Here is a 16,520-nt window from a genome sequence, read left to right as displayed (position 1 = left end):
GGAAAATCCAATGTCTGAACAACAACATATCGTAAGTTCCTACGACACCGATCTGGAAACCATTCAGGCCATGATCATGAAAATGGGCGGTCTGACCGAGGCCGCCATTCTTCAGGCCGCGAACTCCTTGGAAACTCGCGACGAAGAATTGGCCGAGAAGGTTCGCAAGAACGACGCCGCAATCGACGAACTCGAAGAGCAGATCAACGAAGAATGCGCCCGCGTGCTGGCCCTGCGTCAGCCGATTGCCCGTGACCTTCGGACCGTTCTGACTGTCATGAAGATCAGCGCCAACCTTGAGCGGGTAGGCGACTATGCCAAGAACTTGGCCAAGCGGACCTCGGTTCTGGTGCAAATGCCGCCGATTGATGGGTCGTCCGGTGCGATCCGTCGAATGGCAAAGACCGTTGAAACCATGCTGAAAGACGTGCTGGACGCCTATATCCAGCGCGATGCAGAATTGGCGGAAGATGTTCGTTTGCGCGACCAAGAGGTCGATCAGATGTACAACGCGCTGTTCCGTGAATTCCTGACGTTTATGATGGAAGACCCACGCAACATCACCGCCTGTATGCACCTGCATTTCATTGCCAAGAACATCGAACGCATGGGCGACCACGTGACCTCGATCGCTGAGCAGGTGATTTACCTTGTGACTGGTGAGATGCCTGATGAGGGGCGTCCGAAACGGGATCGCACCTCGATCGAAACGCACGGAAATGAGTGATGAAAAACGTCGAGCATCCTACCGTACTGGTCGTTGAAGACGAACCAGCACAACGCGAAGTTCTGACCTACAATCTAGAAGCTGAAGGGTTCAACGTCGTCAAAGCCGACAACGGTGAAGAAGCCCTGTTGCGCGTAGACGAGGAAAGCCCGGACCTGATCGTACTGGATTGGATGCTTCCAAATGTGTCGGGTATCGAAGTTTGCCGCCGGCTAAAGACGCGCCCCGAAACACGCGGGGTGCCGATCATCATGCTGTCTGCCCGTTCCGAAGAGGTCGACCGTGTCCGCGGGCTTGAAACCGGTGCGGATGACTATGTGGTCAAACCCTATTCGGTCGTTGAATTGATGGCGCGGGTTCGTACGCAGTTACGCCGAACCCGACCGGCCACCGTAGGCCAGCGTCTTGAATACGAAGACATCGTTCTGGATGCCGAGACACATAAGGTTTCGCGCGCGGATGAGCCCCTGAAACTGGGTCCGACCGAATTTCGCCTGCTATCCACGTTGATGGAAAAACCGGGCCGCGTCTGGAGCCGCGAACAACTTCTGGATCGCGTCTGGGGGCGGGATATCTATGTGGATACACGAACTGTAGACGTTCACATTGGACGCTTGCGCAAGGCCCTTTGCCAACACGGTGGAGATGACCCATTGCGCACAGTCCGCGGGGCTGGCTACGCTTTGGGCTAAGGGTTTTTGAGCCAACAACAATGACGGGGCCTGATCAGAGCCTCGTTATTATCGAAAAGTCTGTTGGTTAATTATTCAAGTTAACCAATTGAAAACATTCTTTTTTCTTCTAATGATAAGGCTGCGGCATCTGCCAAAAGTTGGGCTTTCAACCCATCCACGATGCCCGGTGTGATAGGCGTTCCTTGAGTGACCCCATCCGCGAAGGCCTTTAGTTCGGCCGCATAGGCGGCTTCGTACCGTTCAAGGAAGAAATGCTGGGCCGGTGCCCGCCGAAAGCCTGCTTCATTCGCAACCTCGACAGAATTTTCCAGCATGTTTTCGGCCCGAAGCATCCCGGCAGAGCCATGCACCTCGATCCGTTGATCATAGCCGTAAGTGGCGCGACGAGAGTTCGAAATCTGGCAGATCTTTCCTGACGCCGTAGTCAAGGTGACGGCGGCTGTATCGATGTCACCCGCTTTTCCGATTTCGGGGTCGACCAAAGAAGACCCCACAGCGAAAACGCTGATCGGTTCTTCGCCCAACAGAAAACGCGCCATGTCCAGATCATGGATCATCATGTCCCGGAACAACCCACCGGAGCTTTTGACATAGCTGATCGGGGGCGGGGAGGGGTCCCGGGACTGAATGGTGACAATCTCGACATCCCCAATCTCTCCGTTTTTGATCCGGGACTGCACATTGGCAAAGTTGGGATCGAAACGTCGGTTGAAGGCGGTCATGAAGGGGACATTTGCGGCTTCGACTGCGGTGATGCATTCGCGGATACGATCTGCCGACATGTCCACGGGTTTTTCGCAGAAGATCGCCTTGCCCGCAGCCGAGGCTTTATGGATCAGGTCGTAATGCGTGTCGGTCGGGGTGCCGATAACAACCGCATCGACCTGATCGCTTGTGATCAAAGCATCAGGGTCCATTACCGTGGCGCCGGTTTTAGCTGCCAACGCCTGTGCGGCTTCGGGGAAAGCATCTGCGACTGCAGCTACAGAAACCCCGTCGAGGTGTGTAGCAGAGCGGGCATGCACCTGTCCGATCCGGCCGCAGCCCAAAAGACCAATTCTCAACATCCTAAGCTCCTTTAAACGCTTGAAGAACGCGGCGGGTCGCGGCCATCACCGGGTCATGTGTTTCTTTTAGGATTTGCACGCGATCAAACCTGTTTGGGTCCGCATTCACGGCCTCGCGTAATGCTTTTCCAAAGGCCATACGCAGTTCCGTACCGATGTTGAATTTGCAGATCTTTGATCCCCGAGCCAGCGCAGTTCTCTGCGCCACTGGCACGCCAGAGCCCCCGTGGATGACCAGCGGCACCTCCGTCACTGCCTCAATCGCGCGAATACGGGGTTCGTCCAAGCCGCCTTCTTTGTCTTGCTGAAGATGCACGTTGCCCACAGAGATTGCCATTGCGTCGACACCTGTCTCTTGCGCGAACTTTGCGGCTTCGTCAGGGTCGGTTCCGGCAGAGTTCTCTCCACCAGAATAGCCGACAAAACCGATCTCTCCTTCGCACGAAACCCCTGCAGCGTGGGCCATTTCCGCGATTGCGGCTGTTTCGTCTATGTTTTCTGACAGTGGTTTTCGCGAGCCGTCGAACATCACGGACGTAAACCCGCTGTCGATGGCTATTTTGCAGTCCTCGGCCGTATAGCCGTGGTCTAGATGCGCCACGACCGGAACACTGGCATTCTCGGCCAGATGGCGGAACATTTTACCAAGAATTGGTAAAGGTGTGTGCTCTCGGCAAGATGGTCCGGCCTGCAGGATCACCGGAGAATTCTCGGCCTCTGCCGCCGCAACATAGGCGCGCATGTCTTCCCAGCCTAGCGTGACCAATCCGGCCACAGCGTGGCCCTGCTTCAGCGCGGGCTGAAGCACATCTGCTAGTGTTACTAGGGTCATTTAAACTTTGCCACCATGTCCATGATGCCCGGAATGGTTTTTAGCTGTTCCGCGTGGGTCGGTTGGAAATACTGTTTTAAAGACCGCTGGCTCAGCCCACCCAGAATGGTGAAATAGTACATTTCGTACCCCGGTAGCACCGCACAGGGGTGATAGCCCTTGTCCAGCAAGATCGTTGAGCGATCCATGATGTGATAGGCATCGCCAGGTTCGTTGTCCTCACGCTGCAGCATCTGAACGCCAGAGCCATAGTTTGGCTTAAACCGGAAGTTATAGGTCTCGTCATGTCGGGTTTCATCCGGCAGCCGATCAGTGTCGTGCTTGTGCGATGGGAAACCGGACCAACCGCCCGCGCCCACGGTGTACAGCTCGCTTACCAGTAGGCGGCCGACCTTGTCATGGTGGCCAGCGCCGAGGATGTGTTTGATCTTGCGGTGCGTTTTTGTCTCGTCAGACCCATACTGAACAACATCCAGTTCAGGTACGCGAACATCGAAGGGTTCCAGAACTTTGTCGTACTTCGCACCCGCGATGAAAGTTTCGGTCTCATCCGTCAGGCAGGTAATGCGCACCTTGGCGCCGACTGGAACATAAACGCCTTCGGGATCGCCATCCCAGACATCGACCGTTCGATTGCCAAGGTTTTCATAAACAGCCCCTTCGACATCGACGTTTACAGTGCCAGTGGCCGGGACGACGCAGGTTTCGTACCCAGGCACGCTGTACTCGAATATCTCACCTTTCTTCAGCTTCACGATGTTGAAGTAGTTCAGCGGCACCAACTCATTGTCGACGTCGACGATCGGTTTGTTCTGGTTGTCATGAGGCGCGATATGCATTGGCGACTCCTTTCATTCTCAAGTGGGGCCGGGATGGTCTTGCAGAAATGCCTCCAGCCCGGCCGTGGTCGGCATCGAGGGGGCACATCCCGGTTTGGATACAACGATTGACGCGCAGGCAGAGCCGCGCAGTACGGACTCGCGAAGGTCACGACCCTCGGCAATGCTGGCGAGCATTCCAGCCATGAAGCTGTCGCCTGCACCGTTCGGTTTAACAGCAGTGACGGGATAGATTCCGGTGCGTATCTCTTCCCCGTCCATCAGGGTGATCGCGCCTTCATGGCCCATTTTATAAATAATGAGTTTGCCCGAAGCGGCGAGTTCTCGGGCCTTATCAAGACCCTTTTCAATGCCGCCGGCCATGAAGCCGAACTCTTCGTCATTGCCGACGATCATATCGCTTTCCTCGCCAGCACGAGAAAGAACCTCGGCGGCGACCTGAGGAGAGGGCCACGAATAGGGGCGATAGTCGATGTCGAAGATCACCGGAATTCCTGCCGCCCGTGCGTTTTCAAATGATCGGAACGTAGAGCCTCGCGAGGGTTCGGCTGCAAAGACGGTGCCTGCGGTGATCAGCGCGCCGAATGCGCCGTAATCGACCTTGTCGACATCCGTATTTGTGACTTGAAAATCCACAGCGTTATTGCGGTAGATGCACAGCTGGAAGTCGTCCATCGTGCTTTCGTAGACTGCCAAGGAAACGCGGTATTCCCCGCCTAAAACGGTCACATACTGCGTATCGACCCCGTAGTGCTTCAGCTTATTGGTGCAGAACCGACCGACCGTGTCATCACTGACAGAGGTCACCAACGCGGATTGCATCCCAAGTTTGCAAAGTCCCGCGCAGATATTCGCGGAAGACCCGCCAAGGTCCGCGCGAAACACCTCGGCATGTTCGGCCTTGGTGCCTTGCGGGTCGGCAAACATGTCCATCCCGGCGCGGCCGAAGACCACGAAGTTCCCCTTGCGAATGCCTTCGATCAAAGCGCTCATCAGACACCCCGGCGTTGCTTGCTGCGGGTGGATTCCCATTCAACATGAGCTTGGCGAACGTTTTCGTCGTCTGTGACGTGCGGAGTGCCAACTTCCCACCATGTGTGGCCTTCGGTCGTCCACCCCTCATACGGGTCGACGTCCATTACGATCACATAGGTTTTGTCCGAAGCTTTAGCGCGCTTGAACGCCTCGGCCAATTCCGCAGGATTGGGGACTTTTTCTGCGGTCGCTCCCATTGAAGCCGCATGAGCCACGAAGTCCACGCCAAAGGCTTGTGGGATGGTCGGGCAGTCTTCCAGAAGGTTGTTGAAGCTTTCGTTGCCGGTGTTGTTTTGCAGTTTGTTGATGACCGCAAAGCCACCGTTGTCCAGCACCAGCGCAATCAGTTTCTTTTGGCTCAGAACGCTGGAATAAATATCCGAGTTCAGCATCAGATAAGAGCCGTCCCCACAGAAGGTGATTGTGTCCTGATCCGGTTCTTGCTCGGATTGCGCGATACGCGCGCCCCAGGCGCCAGCAATTTCATATCCCATGCAGGAAAAGCCGAATTCGACGTCAACGGTGCCGATGTCCAGCGTGCGCCAGTTGGCCGTGACTTCGGCGGGCAGGCCGCCAGCTGCGGCAACCACACGATCGCGTGGTTCGCACAGGTCGTTCACGATACCTATGGCTTGCGCGTAAGAATTTGGACGATTGCCATACGAGACATTCTCGGCAACGTAGGCATCCCATTTCTTGCGTTCGTCTTGAGCGAAGGCCACCCAGTCGGCTGGCGTCGAATAGTCTAATGCCGCGGCGAAGGCACTCAGCGACAATTTCGCGTCACCTACGACGGGAAGGGACATATGCTTACCCGCATCGTGGCGGCCAGCGTTGATTGAGATGAATTTGGCATCCTTCGAAAACGCTGTCCAAGAACCGGTAGTAAAGTCCTGTAGGCGCGTTCCGATTGCGACGATCACATCGGCTTTTTCAGCTATTGCATTGGCACTGTCCGAACCTGTTACGCCAATTGGGCCAATGTTCAGGGGATGGGTGGCCAACATGTTGGCGCGGCCAGCGATGGTCTCCACAACTGGGATTTGGTGGGCCTCTGCGAATGCAGTTAGTTCTGCAACGGCCTTCGAGTACTGTACGCCTCCACCGGCAATGATCATCGGGCGCTTGGAGGTTTTCAAAAGGGCGATTGCGTCGCCCACTTCATCTGCGTCCGGGGCCTGTCGACGGATACGGTGAACCTTCTTGGCAAAGAATTCGACCGGGTAATCATAGGTCCATCCCTGTACATCCTGGGGCAGGCCAATGAAGGCCGGGCCACAGTCTGCAGGATCAAGCATTGTGGAAATCGCCGCGGGCAACGATTGGATCACTTGTGCTGGATGGCATATGCGATCCCAAAAACGGCTTACAGGTTTGAAAGCGTCGTTCACACCAAATGTCGGGTCGTTGAAGTTCTCCATCTGCTGAAGAACCGGGTCGGGCAGGCGTGTGATGAAGGTATCACCACAAAGCATCAGCATCGGCAATCGGTTGGCATGGGCCAGACCAGCAGCGGTCAGCAGGTTGGCAGTACCCGGCCCGGCAGAAGCCGTGCAGAACATGAACCGCTGACGAAGCCACTGTTTGGCATACCCTGCGGCTGCGAAACCCATGCTTTGTTCATTTTGACCGCGGTAGAGGGGAAGTTCCTCACGAACAGTGTTCAAAGCCTCGCCGAGACACGTCACATTGCCGTGGCCAAAAATACCGAAACCACCACCGCACAGGCGCATCTCGTTGCCGTCGATTTCAATGAATTGGTTAGAGAGCCATCGGATAATTGCCTGCGCTGTAGTGAGGCGGATAGTTTCGGGTGTGGTTGTCATTTCAACGCGGGCCTTTCAGAAAATCCGGGCAGATGCCGAATGCAGCTTGCGAGTCTTCGATTCTCAAGATACAACCTTTGCAACCGGTTGCAATCTAAAATTCAAATCGGGGAGGGAACAGGTAATGAAAGAGCTAGGTGTTGGCATCATTGGGGGTGGCTACATGGGTAAGGCCCATGCGGTTGCGATGTCGTCCGTTGGCGCTGTCTTTAACACCGGTTTACGTCCGCGGTTGGAAATGGTGTGCGCCTCAAGCCCGGAAAGTGCCGAGCGTTACCGTCAGGCCTATGGGTTCGCCCGGTCTACGGACGATTGGCGGGTCCTTGTTTCAGACCCAAAGGTCGAGGCCATCGTTATTGCCTCTCCACAAGAAACTCATCGTGAAATTGCCGAGGCAGCTTTTGCAGTTGGAAAGCCTGTTTTGTGTGAAAAACCTCTGGGTGCTTCGATGCAGGACAGCGCGGCGATGGTCGCTTCGGCAGAGTCATCAGGCGCGGCGAATATGGTGGGGTTCAACTATATCAGGACGCCAGCAAGCCAGTATGCCTGCAATCTGATCGCCGATGGAGTGATCGGGGATATCACGTGGTTTCGCGGCGAACATACTGAAGATTTTTTCGCCGATCCAAAGGCTCCTGCGACGTGGCGTACAACCGGGATGGCGAATGGAACGATGGGCGATCTTGCCCCGCATATGATCAACGCGGCGCTTGCCTTGATCGGGCCGATTGAACGGGTCATGGGCGCTGTTGAAACCGTTCACAAAACGCGACCGGGTGGAGAGGTTACCAACGACGACCACGCCCAGATGATGTGCCGTTTTAAGAATGGGGCCATGGGGCATCTTTTTTTCTCGCGCATCGCGACGGGTCGGAAGATGGGCTATGCCTATGAAATCACGGGAACCAAGGGGGCCATTCGTTTTGATCAGGAAGATCAGAATGCTATCTGGCTTTACAAGATGGACGGCCCCGAGGCCGAGCGCGGTTTCCGGAAAATTCTGACGGGACCGGCGCACCCTGATTATGAACCCTTCTGCCAGGGCCCCGGCCACGGCACAGGGTATCAGGACCAGATCATTATCGAAGCCCGCGACTTCCTGCAGGCCATAGAAACGGGTGAACCCGTTTGGCCGACTTTCCGCGACGGGCACGAAGTCAATCGTGTGATCGCAGCCGTCCTTGCGTCGTCAGACGACGAAACATGGAAAGATATCAATCGCTTCTGATTATCGGAGAGAAGAATATGACCATCAGAATCGGAAATGCCCCGTGTTCCTGGGGTGTGGAATTTGCGGATGATCCGCGCAACCCCACATGGCGAACGGTGCTGAAAGAGTGCGCCGAGGCGGGGTATAAGGGTATTGAATTGGGTCCGGTCGGATTTATGCCCGAGGACCCCTCGATCTTGGCAGATGCTTTGGCTGAATACGACCTTCAGCTGATCGGCGGTGTCGTCTTCCGCGCCTATCACGATCCAAATGCGTGGGACGATGTGCTGGATGCGACGCATCGCACGGCGCGCGCGCTCAAGGCACACGGGGCTGAACATTTGGTTCTGATCGACTCGATTTCACCGCGCCGCGCCCCAACCGCTGGCCGCGCCTCTGAAGCAGAGCAAATGGATAAGGCAGAGTGGACTTCTTTTCGGGACCGTCTTGCCGAAAGCGCCCGAATTGGAACCGAAGAATACGGTTTGACCGTTGGCATTCACGCCCACGCAGCGGGTTTCATGGACTTCGAACCAGAGCTGGAACGCCTGTTGGACGAAGTGGACGAGAAGATCCTGAAGATTTGTTTCGATACCGGTCATCATTCTTATGCCGGGTTCGATCCGGTTGCCTTCATGAAGCGCTACATGGACCGGATTTCCTATATGCACTTCAAAGACATTGACCCGAAAGTGAAAGCTGAGGTCATCGAGAACCGAACCGGGTTCTATGACGCCTGTGGCCAAGGGATTTTCTGCAAACTGGGGCAGGGGGATGTCGATTTTCCCGAAGTCCGACAGCTGCTTCTGGACGCCGGGTTTGAAGGCTGGTGTACGGTCGAACAGGACATTGATCCAACATTGGATGTCACACCAATGGCAGACAACCGCGATAACCGCGAATACCTTGAATCTATTGGCTTTAAGTAAGGAGGCCGGGAGATGCAGAAACTGAAGTGGGGAATGATCGGTGGCGGTGAAGGCAGCCAAATTGGCCCGGCGCATCGGCTTGGCGCCTTGGCTGACGGGCACTTTGAACTTGCAGCCGGCGCGTTGGATCATCGACCGGAAGTGGGGCGCGAGTATGCCCAACGACTGGGCGTCGCCGCAGATCGTGCATATGGCGATTGGACCGAGATGCTGCAGGGCGAAAAGAACCGGGATGATCGAATTGATCTGGTGACCGTGGCGACCCCGAACTCGACCCACTTTGAGATCACCAAGGCGTTTCTGGAAGCTGGTTTCAACGTGCTTTGTGAAAAGCCGATGACCATGACGGTGGAAGAGGGCGAAGAGATCGTGCGCGTAGTCGAAAAGACCGGAAAAATCTGCGCGGTGAACTATTGCTACTCTGCCTATCCGATGGTGCGGCAGGCCCGCGCGATGGTGCAAAACGGCGAGATCGGCAGTGTACGATTGGTCGTGACGGCCTTCAGCCATGGCCACCACGGAGACGCGACAGACGCGGATAATCCAAGGGTCCGTTGGCGCTATGACCCTGAAATGGCTGGGGTTTCTGGCCAGTTCGCCGATTGCGGGATCCACGCCTTGCACATGGCCAGCTTCATTTGCAATGACGAGGTTTCGACCTTGTCTGCCGACTTTGCCTCGACCATCCCAAGCCGGGTTTTGGAGGACGATGCGATGGTGAACTTTCGCATGGATGGTGGGACCGTGGGTCGGTTGTGGACGTCTTCGGTGGCGATTGGTCGCCAGCATGGGTTTGAAATTCAAGTCTTTGGTGAGACCGGCGGGTTGCGTTGGGCGTCTGAGCAGCCGAACCAATTGATCTATACGCCGGTGGGCGGGCGTACGCAGATCATCGAAAAAGGTGAGGGCGGTTTGCACGAAGATGCACAACGCTTAAGCCGTGTCGCGATCGCCCATCCCGAGGGGTTTCCACTGGCTGTAGCCAATATTTACTGCGATTTGGCGGATGCCATTCGCGGTGAAACGCGCGACGGATTGCCGAATGCCGCGGATGGCGTGCGGTCTATGGCGGCGGTTCATACGGCAGTTGCGTCAGCCAAGAATGGCGGCGTCTGGATGGACGCGCGCCCGTCGATTTTCCGCTGATTTACGCGATACTTAATCGTGGGAAAGCCGGGTTAACGCCCGGCTTTTCTGCGAAATCCGACGATATTACTGGCGTATGATCTGCATATGACCAGCATATGAGCTTTGGCCAGGTGGCAGCGGTTAACCTTTGATCGCGCGAAGGGTGCCGCGTTCGACGACAGAGCAGGGGAAGATACGCGCCTCTGGGAGGCGCTCTGGCTCGTCCAGCATCGCGACCATCAGCTCAATCGACGAGGTGATGATCTGCCGGATCGGCTGGTGGATCGTCGTCAGGTTGATGTTTTCCCAACCGGACATCTCCATGTCGTTCAGCCCGATGATGCCGATGTCGTCTGGGCAGGACAGATCGCTGTCTTCAATCGCGGATAGCGCACCGATCGAAAGAACGTCATCCCCGCAGAAATAGGCCTGCGCTGTAGGCTCTTTGAGAAGGCGCAACATCTCGCGGCGTCCTGCGTCAAACGAATAGGCGTCCGCATATGAGTAGCTGGTTTTGATATGCGGATGCTGGGCCATTTCCGACATGAACCCGGTATAGCGGTCCTGTGTCGAAGTTGCCTGTTCCGGGCCGCCAAGGAAGCCAACATCGTCGTAGCCTCGGGCAACCAGTTCCCGGGCGGCCATGCGACCGCATTCTACGTTGTCGATACCGACCACATGGACCTGTGGTGAGGAAGAGGACCGACCGAAAGCGTGGACCACCGGAATGCCGAAGTCACGAAACGCTTTGGAAAATCCCGGGGGCAGGGTGGATGAGGCGACGACGACGCCGTCGACCGAATACTGGGCCATCATCCGAACCGAGTCCTGCGGGTTAACCTCGTCAGACAGGTTCACAAGCAAGGGCCGCAATCCGCAGTCTTGCAGGCCGCGGGTAAACAGGTCGAAGACTTCGAGGAAGATCGGGTTGTGGAAGTTGTTCGACACCAAGCCAATCAGTTTGGTCCGACCCGTGGTCAGCGACGATGCAAGCGCGTTGGGGTGATACCCCAGTTCGTTCGCGGCTTTTTCGACCTTTCGCCGGGTTTTGGCAGAGACAGACGCACCTTTGGTGAAAGTGCGTGAAACGGCCGAGCGTGAAACACCCGCGCGTTCTGCAACTTCTTTCAACGTCACTGCCATCGTCTTACTTTCCGTTCTTCGTCATCACCGAATCCGATTCGACATCAGAGCTATTAATCCCTTTGTAAAAAGAAACCTAGCGGCGTTAGATCGAACCTCCTTCAACCATGAAATTGTTGGCGCTGCACATTGCCGCATCATCAGAGGCAAGGAACACCACCATGCGTGCCACGTAGACCGGATCAATCGGGTCCGGCAGGCATTGCCGGTCCAGATGTTTGGCCAAAGCCTCGGGCGTTACCCAAAGTTCTTTCTGACGCTCTGTCATGATCCAACCCGGAACCACGGTGTTTACGCGGATCCTATGCGGCCCCAAATCGCGGGCCATGCTGCGGGTCAGGCCATGCACCGCCGACTTTGCGGTTGTGTAGGCCGGGAAACCTCCGCCGGCTTCCCACCAAGAGTTCGACCCCATGTTGATGATCGATCCGCTTCCGGCTTCGATCATCCCTGGAGCAACGGCCTGGATCGCAAAGAACATGTGGCGCAGGTTGGTCGCCATACGCTCGTCCCAGTACTCTGGCGTTACATCGGTCCAGTCGTGCCGGTCGTCGCGCGCGGCGTTGTTGACCAAAACCTGCGCCGGTCCAATCGCCGAGACCAGTTGATCCATAGCAGTTTTTAAGGCGTCAATGTCACGCAGATCACAGGCCGCAAACGCGTGGGTGTTCCCGATCTCGGACAGCATGGCCTTGCCACCCGCTTCGTCGATATCGAGAATACCAACCTTGGCCCCCTGATCGGCAAATGCCCGAACGATCCGTGCGCCGATCCCGGATGCGCCCCCGGTGACAAATACCGTTTTGCCTTCAAGGCTTGGGTACTTCGCAAACTGGTCAGTCATCTGTTTCGGTCCTTTGTAGCGCGAGGAATTCTTGATCAGGGCAAACGTCGCGCCCTGTTTTGATTTAATGCTGTTTCGAAGTCCTCTAAAGACATCCTTTCGTCAAGAGCCCTTGCCAGAAGTTCGGCCTGACTTTCCGAGGCAAGCCCCCCAATCGGCGGATCTGTGTCCAGATTTGTTGGGAAGGGATAACCTTCGGCGGCGGCCCCAATGGTTGCTGCGCGCTTTGAACCGGTCAGGCCAAGATCCATTAGGGCAGGGTAGAGGGCCCGCACCATGGCGGTGCGATCAATCCGTTCTAGCGTGCGCCCCATCGCCGAACCGATCTGCATCAGGTTAGCCATTCGTTCGATATCTGCGGAACTGTTGTCGCCGGCTGCGTGGAAGGTCCCAGGGTTGAAGAAAAGACCGTCGCCCTTTTCCAGTGGAAGTTGGACGTGGTGGTTTTCAAAGACCTCGCGAAACTCTGGCAGCAGGGTCGCCAGATAGCCCGGGCCATAGCGTTGAGAGTTCGGCAACAGCTTTGTCGGGCCGCTTTCTATCGGTATGTCGCAATGGGCGACGGCACCTTGCAGGGTCAGGGAGGGGGACAATAGATGCGCGCGTGCCGGAAAGCTTTGGGACTGCTCTTCGGTCATGAAGCCAAGGTGATAATCCCGATGGCAGACCTGCGCTTTTCCGCCGGGACGCACGAGGTTCACCTGCGTTGTCATTTGGTACCACGGGCCAAGCCATGCTTCGCTGATGGCGGCGATGGCGGGGCTTGCGAAATAGCGGGCAAAAACAGCCGAGTCACGCAGGCAGAGCTTTTGCAGAGAGTTCCAGACGCGGTCATTCGCGCCGCGTTCGCCGAAGTGATCGCCGCCGCTGTTGGCCAACCGCTCTTCTTCGATGATGGTTTCATAGATCGCGGTTGCGTCGTCGATTGCCTGAAGGTCTGGGACCGCGCCTTTCAGAACGACAGCGCCTGAATGGTCTGCCAGTACATTGGCCCATTCGGCCATCAGAGCCTGTCGTTGAAAAGAAGAGGCGAGGGCGGTTTTGACCTGCTCGGCCTCATAAATCGGGATGTTGTTTTCGACACGGTCTGCAAAGCGCAAACAGTCGGGGCTAAGGCGTTCTGCGATCAGGGCCTCGAAAACTTCGATCCGGCAATCGACTTTGGTGAAATAGCCGGTCATCTGGCGTCCTTTTCAAAACTGGAGTGCAGCGGGGCCAAGTGGTTGTTCCACGAGGCCGACCTGGCCAAGGAGCAACGGGCGCGGGCGTAGAAGGGGATTGAACGCCCGGCGCCGGATTTTTCGAGCTGTCGCCCGATCAGGTTAAGATCGCGCCTCAGAGCGCGTGCTCCATATACTCTTCGCCGGTTTTGGCACCGGTGATATAGGCAACGATGTCCTGACCGTCGGTCTCTTCCTTTTTCAGGTTGGCCACGATGCGGCCGCGCCGGAAGACGACGATGCGATCCACCAGATCCAGCACCTGCCGCATGTTGTGGCTGATCAGGATCAACGGCTCACCTTCATCCTTCAAAGTGCGGATGATGTTTTCCACCTGCGCGGTCTCCTGAACCCCAAGCGCCGCCGTGGGTTCGTCCATGATGGTCAGCTTGGAATGGAAGGTCGCTGTACGTGCAATCGCCACACATTGCCGCTGACCGCCCGACATGTTTCGGATGGTGTTGCGGATGTTGGGGATCTTCACCGCGGTGCGGTTCAACCCGTCGATGGTTGCCTGACGCATGGCCTTGTAGTCCAGCAGGCGGAAGGGGCCCAGCCAGTCGGCATAGGTCTTTTCGCGCCCTAGGAACAGGTTGTCGGGAACGTCCAGATCATCGGCCAGAGCCAAGGTCTGGAACACGGTCTCGATCCCGGCTTCGCGCGCATCCAGCGGTCCGTCGAATTGCACCTCATCTCCGTACAGCCAGACCTTGCCGCGAGTGCGTTGTTCCACCCCGGTGATCTGGCGCACGAAGGTCGATTTGCCAGCACCGTTATCGCCCATGATCGCGACGTGCTCGCCTTTGCGCATTTCGAAGTCTGCGCCTTCCAGCGCGTGAACACCGCCATAATGCTTGGTCAGGTCTTCGGTTTTCAGAACGATATCTTCGCTCATATCTGTCTCTCCTGACTATGCTCGGTTTCGTTGTCGGTACTGGTCAAGAATGACCGCAGCGATGATGATCGCACCCATGGCCATCAACTGGTACGAACCGTCCAGTTTGATGTAGGTGAACCCCGAGCGGATAACGCCCAGAACCATTGCGCCAAGCACGGTGCCGATGATCGACCCGCGACCACCGGTTAGGCTGATGCCGCCGATAACCGCCATCGCGATGGCAAACAGTTCATAGAATTCGCCCATACCGGCCTGTGCCGTAGATGCTTTCGAGCTGAGGACGATGCCCGCAAAGGCCGCCAGGATCGAGGCGATCATATAGACCATGACCTTGTGGCGTCTGACGTTGATGCCGGACATGCGCGCGGCTTCTTCGTTGGACCCAATGGCATAGGTGTGTTTGCCGTACACCGTGAAGCTCATGATCAGCTGGAAGACGATCGCCAGCGCCACGAACCAGACCACAGGCATCATGCCTGAGCCAAGAAAGGCGTAAGAGTCTGTCGGGAATGAAACCGGGTTACCACCGGACCACCACAGCGCGATGCCGCGGCAAATCAGGAACATGCCCAATGTCGCGATGAAGGGTGGAATGCGTAGATAGGCGACAAATGTGCCGTTGATTGCCCCGATCATGGCGCCAAAGGTCAGGCCGATCACCACAGGGACGATAACGGGCAGGTCCATCGCCCAAGTGCCGAACAGGGCTTTGGGGTTGGGCTGGCCATTCACTAGTTCGGTCTGCGCGAAACTCATCGCGATCATGGCCGTCGCCGCGACCAATGGACCAGACGAAAGGTCGATCCCGGCGGTGATGATGACTTGGGTCACGCCCAGTGCGATGATGCCGATAATGGCCACCTGTAGGACGATAATTTGAAGCCGCGCTTCGTTGAAGATGCTGTCAAAGCGGTCCTTTGTGTCGAAAAGGAAGCTTTGGTCGCGCATGTATGGCGCGAATTGTCCGATGGCTTCGAAAATCACGATGATGATGATCAGTGCCAGCAGGATGTTCAGTTCGTTCGGCCAGGACCTTTTGGATTTGTCAAAGGTCAGGCCTCCGGTGCCGTGGCTCGTGTCAGCCATTTGCCTCTCCCAGTTTTGGGGTAGTGGGAAGGACGGCGCTGAAATCGCGCCGTCCGATTTTACGGGTTAAGTCGCTTAGTTCTTATCCAGGAAGTCATCCATGTTCTCTGGGGTCACCAGAACGAACGGGATGTAGACTTTGCTATCCACTTTCTCGCCTGCGATCAGCTTGAGCGCAGCGTCGATAGAGCCGGTTCCTTGACCGACAGAATCCTGGAAAACGGTGACGTCATAATCGCCTGCTGCCATCACCAGAAGGGCGTCCTGCGATGCGTCAACACCACCAACCTGAACGTCGGCCATGTCCATGCCAGCAGCTTTCATCGCTTGGATCGCACCAATTGCCATCTCGTCATTGTTGGCCAGTACAAAGTCAAAAGGCTCACCCGAGGACATCCAGTTGGTCATAAGGTCCTGAGCTTCATCACGCGACCAGTTTGCGGTCTGTTCGTCGATGATCTCCATGAAGTTACACATGTCCATGCCGATCACGTCATGAACGTCCTTGGAACGCTGCACAGCCGCCTGGTTCGACAGCTGGCCGTTCATTAGGTAACCGCGCGCACCGCTGCCTTTGCCGGCAGCACGCAGGTTTTTGCAGACCTCAAAGGCAGAGAGGGTGCCGGATTCGATCTCGTTCGACGCGACGAAGGCCTGGGTCGGCGGCAGCTCGTTCACGTTGTCGGGCTCACGGTTCACATAGACCAGCGGCACGTTGCCAGCCGCGGCTGAAACAGCAGCACCGGCCGAGGTATCGACGATGTTCACGATGATAGCGTCCACGCCGGATGCCACGAAGTTCTTCACCTGGTCGATTTGCTTCGCTAGGTCGTCAGACGCATCTTCCTGCTGGTAAACCAGCCCATCAATCGACTCGGCATATTCAACCATGCCATTACGCAGAACGGTCAGCCAGTTATCGTCAAACCGGGAAAAGGTTGCGCCGATTTCCTGCGCCATTGCGCTGGTTCCCATCATTGCGGCAATACCAGCCGCGACAAATGTCTTCTTCATGAGTTTCCTCCCAAAAATGGTGTCCGG

The 16,520-nt window shown here is 56.5% G+C and carries 16 protein-coding genes; 5 read left to right on the top strand and 11 right to left on the bottom strand.

Annotated elements, in window-relative coordinates:
* Positions 1-10: 10 nt before the first annotated feature.
* Together phoU and phoB are read left to right on the top strand one after the other, a co-directional pair.
* The gene (gene phoU / locus CLM58_RS13105; RefSeq protein WP_095596348.1) at positions 11-727 is read left to right on the top strand and encodes a phosphate signaling complex protein PhoU; all 717 of its coding nucleotides are present in this window, start codon (positions 11-13) and stop codon (positions 725-727) included.
* Positions 727-1,419 (top strand): phosphate regulon transcriptional regulator PhoB, encoded by a 693-nt coding sequence (gene phoB, locus CLM58_RS13100; RefSeq protein WP_095596347.1) that lies wholly within the window; start codon positions 727-729, stop codon positions 1,417-1,419. The genes phoU and phoB overlap by 1 nt, the downstream gene beginning before the upstream one ends.
* Positions 1,420-1,499: 80 nt before the next feature.
* Here phoB and iolG read toward each other — a convergent pair whose 3' ends face one another.
* Genes iolG through iolD form a run of 5 tightly spaced genes read right to left on the bottom strand, consistent with a single transcriptional unit; the run spans position 1,500 to position 7,021 of the window.
* Positions 1,500-2,489: an inositol 2-dehydrogenase gene (iolG, locus tag CLM58_RS13095; protein WP_095596346.1), complete on the bottom strand. Its 990-nt coding sequence runs from the start codon at positions 2,487-2,489 to the stop codon at positions 1,500-1,502.
* 1 nt (position 2,490) lies between these two features.
* Positions 2,491-3,321 carry a class II fructose-bisphosphate aldolase gene (locus CLM58_RS13090; protein ID WP_095596345.1) on the bottom strand — a complete coding sequence of 277 codons (831 nt, stop codon included), beginning with the start codon at positions 3,319-3,321 and terminating at the stop codon, positions 2,491-2,493.
* Positions 3,318-4,160 (bottom strand): 5-deoxy-glucuronate isomerase, encoded by an 843-nt coding sequence (locus CLM58_RS13085; RefSeq protein ID WP_095596344.1) that lies wholly within the window; start codon positions 4,158-4,160, stop codon positions 3,318-3,320. Before CLM58_RS13085 ends, CLM58_RS13090 begins: the two co-directional genes overlap by 4 nt.
* A gap of 18 nt (positions 4,161-4,178) precedes the next feature.
* On the bottom strand, positions 4,179-5,153 hold the full coding sequence (locus CLM58_RS13080; protein ID WP_095596343.1) for a PfkB family carbohydrate kinase: 975 nt from the start codon (positions 5,151-5,153) through the stop codon (positions 4,179-4,181).
* The gene (gene iolD, locus CLM58_RS13075) at positions 5,153-7,021 is read right to left on the bottom strand and encodes a 3D-(3,5/4)-trihydroxycyclohexane-1,2-dione acylhydrolase (decyclizing) (protein WP_095596342.1); all 1,869 of its coding nucleotides are present in this window, start codon (positions 7,019-7,021) and stop codon (positions 5,153-5,155) included. The genes CLM58_RS13080 and iolD overlap by 1 nt, the downstream gene beginning before the upstream one ends.
* Before the next feature lie 124 nt (positions 7,022-7,145).
* On the opposite strand from iolD, the gene CLM58_RS13070 reads away from it, so the two are divergent.
* Genes CLM58_RS13070 through CLM58_RS13060 form a run of 3 tightly spaced genes read left to right on the top strand, consistent with a single transcriptional unit; the run spans position 7,146 to position 10,306 of the window.
* Positions 7,146-8,249: a Gfo/Idh/MocA family protein gene (locus CLM58_RS13070; RefSeq protein ID WP_188720412.1), complete on the top strand. Its 1,104-nt coding sequence runs from the start codon at positions 7,146-7,148 to the stop codon at positions 8,247-8,249.
* Positions 8,250-8,266: 17 nt separating this feature from the next.
* The gene (locus CLM58_RS13065; protein ID WP_095597101.1) at positions 8,267-9,160 is read left to right on the top strand and encodes a TIM barrel protein; all 894 of its coding nucleotides are present in this window, start codon (positions 8,267-8,269) and stop codon (positions 9,158-9,160) included.
* A 12-nt stretch (positions 9,161-9,172) separates the two neighbouring features.
* Positions 9,173-10,306 (top strand): Gfo/Idh/MocA family protein, encoded by a 1,134-nt coding sequence (locus CLM58_RS13060; RefSeq protein ID WP_095596341.1) that lies wholly within the window; start codon positions 9,173-9,175, stop codon positions 10,304-10,306.
* Positions 10,307-10,429: 123 nt separating this feature from the next.
* Here CLM58_RS13060 and CLM58_RS13055 read toward each other — a convergent pair whose 3' ends face one another.
* The 6 genes from CLM58_RS13055 to CLM58_RS13030 form a co-directional block, all read right to left on the bottom strand.
* On the bottom strand, positions 10,430-11,431 hold the full coding sequence (locus CLM58_RS13055; protein WP_095596340.1) for a LacI family DNA-binding transcriptional regulator: 1,002 nt from the start codon (positions 11,429-11,431) through the stop codon (positions 10,430-10,432).
* 85 nt (positions 11,432-11,516) lie between these two features.
* Positions 11,517-12,275 carry an SDR family NAD(P)-dependent oxidoreductase gene (locus CLM58_RS13050; protein ID WP_095596339.1) on the bottom strand — a complete coding sequence of 253 codons (759 nt, stop codon included), beginning with the start codon at positions 12,273-12,275 and terminating at the stop codon, positions 11,517-11,519.
* A gap of 35 nt (positions 12,276-12,310) precedes the next feature.
* Positions 12,311-13,456, bottom strand: a complete 1,146-nt coding sequence (locus CLM58_RS13045) for a phytanoyl-CoA dioxygenase family protein (RefSeq protein WP_095596338.1) — start codon at positions 13,454-13,456, stop codon at positions 12,311-12,313.
* Between the two features lie 154 nt (positions 13,457-13,610).
* Positions 13,611-14,390 (bottom strand): ATP-binding cassette domain-containing protein, encoded by a 780-nt coding sequence (locus CLM58_RS13040; protein WP_095596337.1) that lies wholly within the window; start codon positions 14,388-14,390, stop codon positions 13,611-13,613.
* Positions 14,391-14,405: 15 nt separating this feature from the next.
* Positions 14,406-15,479, bottom strand: a complete 1,074-nt coding sequence (locus CLM58_RS13035; RefSeq protein ID WP_095596336.1) for an ABC transporter permease — start codon at positions 15,477-15,479, stop codon at positions 14,406-14,408.
* Positions 15,480-15,554: 75 nt separating this feature from the next.
* Positions 15,555-16,493: a substrate-binding domain-containing protein gene (locus CLM58_RS13030; RefSeq protein WP_095596335.1), complete on the bottom strand. Its 939-nt coding sequence runs from the start codon at positions 16,491-16,493 to the stop codon at positions 15,555-15,557.
* Positions 16,494-16,520: the final 27 nt, after the last annotated feature.

It is taken from the genome of Actibacterium pelagium (assembly GCF_002285415.1).
Lineage (GTDB): Bacteria > Pseudomonadota > Alphaproteobacteria > Rhodobacterales > Rhodobacteraceae > Actibacterium_B > Actibacterium_B pelagium.
This window is presented reverse-complemented; position numbering and strand designations above follow the sequence as displayed.

Excerpts from the sequence above, each read along its gene's own strand:
- phoU (WP_095596348.1), top strand. The coding sequence starts at position 11 with ATGTCTGAACAACAACATATCGTAAGTTCCTACGACACCGATCTGGAA.
- phoB (WP_095596347.1), top strand. The coding sequence starts at position 727 with ATGAAAAACGTCGAGCATCCTACCGTACTGGTCGTTGAAGACGAACCA.
- iolG (WP_095596346.1), bottom strand. The coding sequence starts at position 2,489 with ATGTTGAGAATTGGTCTTTTGGGCTGCGGCCGGATCGGACAGGTGCAT.
- CLM58_RS13090 (WP_095596345.1), bottom strand. The coding sequence starts at position 3,321 with ATGACCCTAGTAACACTAGCAGATGTGCTTCAGCCCGCGCTGAAGCAG.
- CLM58_RS13085 (WP_095596344.1), bottom strand. The coding sequence starts at position 4,160 with ATGCATATCGCGCCTCATGACAACCAGAACAAACCGATCGTCGACGTC.
- CLM58_RS13080 (WP_095596343.1), bottom strand. The coding sequence starts at position 5,153 with ATGAGCGCTTTGATCGAAGGCATTCGCAAGGGGAACTTCGTGGTCTTC.
- iolD (WP_095596342.1), bottom strand. The coding sequence starts at position 7,021 with ATGACAACCACACCCGAAACTATCCGCCTCACTACAGCGCAGGCAATT.
- CLM58_RS13070 (WP_188720412.1), top strand. The coding sequence starts at position 7,146 with ATGAAAGAGCTAGGTGTTGGCATCATTGGGGGTGGCTACATGGGTAAG.
- CLM58_RS13065 (WP_095597101.1), top strand. The coding sequence starts at position 8,267 with ATGACCATCAGAATCGGAAATGCCCCGTGTTCCTGGGGTGTGGAATTT.
- CLM58_RS13060 (WP_095596341.1), top strand. The coding sequence starts at position 9,173 with ATGCAGAAACTGAAGTGGGGAATGATCGGTGGCGGTGAAGGCAGCCAA.
- CLM58_RS13055 (WP_095596340.1), bottom strand. The coding sequence starts at position 11,431 with ATGGCAGTGACGTTGAAAGAAGTTGCAGAACGCGCGGGTGTTTCACGC.
- CLM58_RS13050 (WP_095596339.1), bottom strand. The coding sequence starts at position 12,275 with ATGACTGACCAGTTTGCGAAGTACCCAAGCCTTGAAGGCAAAACGGTA.
- CLM58_RS13045 (WP_095596338.1), bottom strand. The coding sequence starts at position 13,456 with ATGACCGGCTATTTCACCAAAGTCGATTGCCGGATCGAAGTTTTCGAG.
- CLM58_RS13040 (WP_095596337.1), bottom strand. The coding sequence starts at position 14,390 with ATGAGCGAAGATATCGTTCTGAAAACCGAAGACCTGACCAAGCATTAT.
- CLM58_RS13035 (WP_095596336.1), bottom strand. The coding sequence starts at position 15,479 with ATGGCTGACACGAGCCACGGCACCGGAGGCCTGACCTTTGACAAATCC.
- CLM58_RS13030 (WP_095596335.1), bottom strand. The coding sequence starts at position 16,493 with ATGAAGAAGACATTTGTCGCGGCTGGTATTGCCGCAATGATGGGAACC.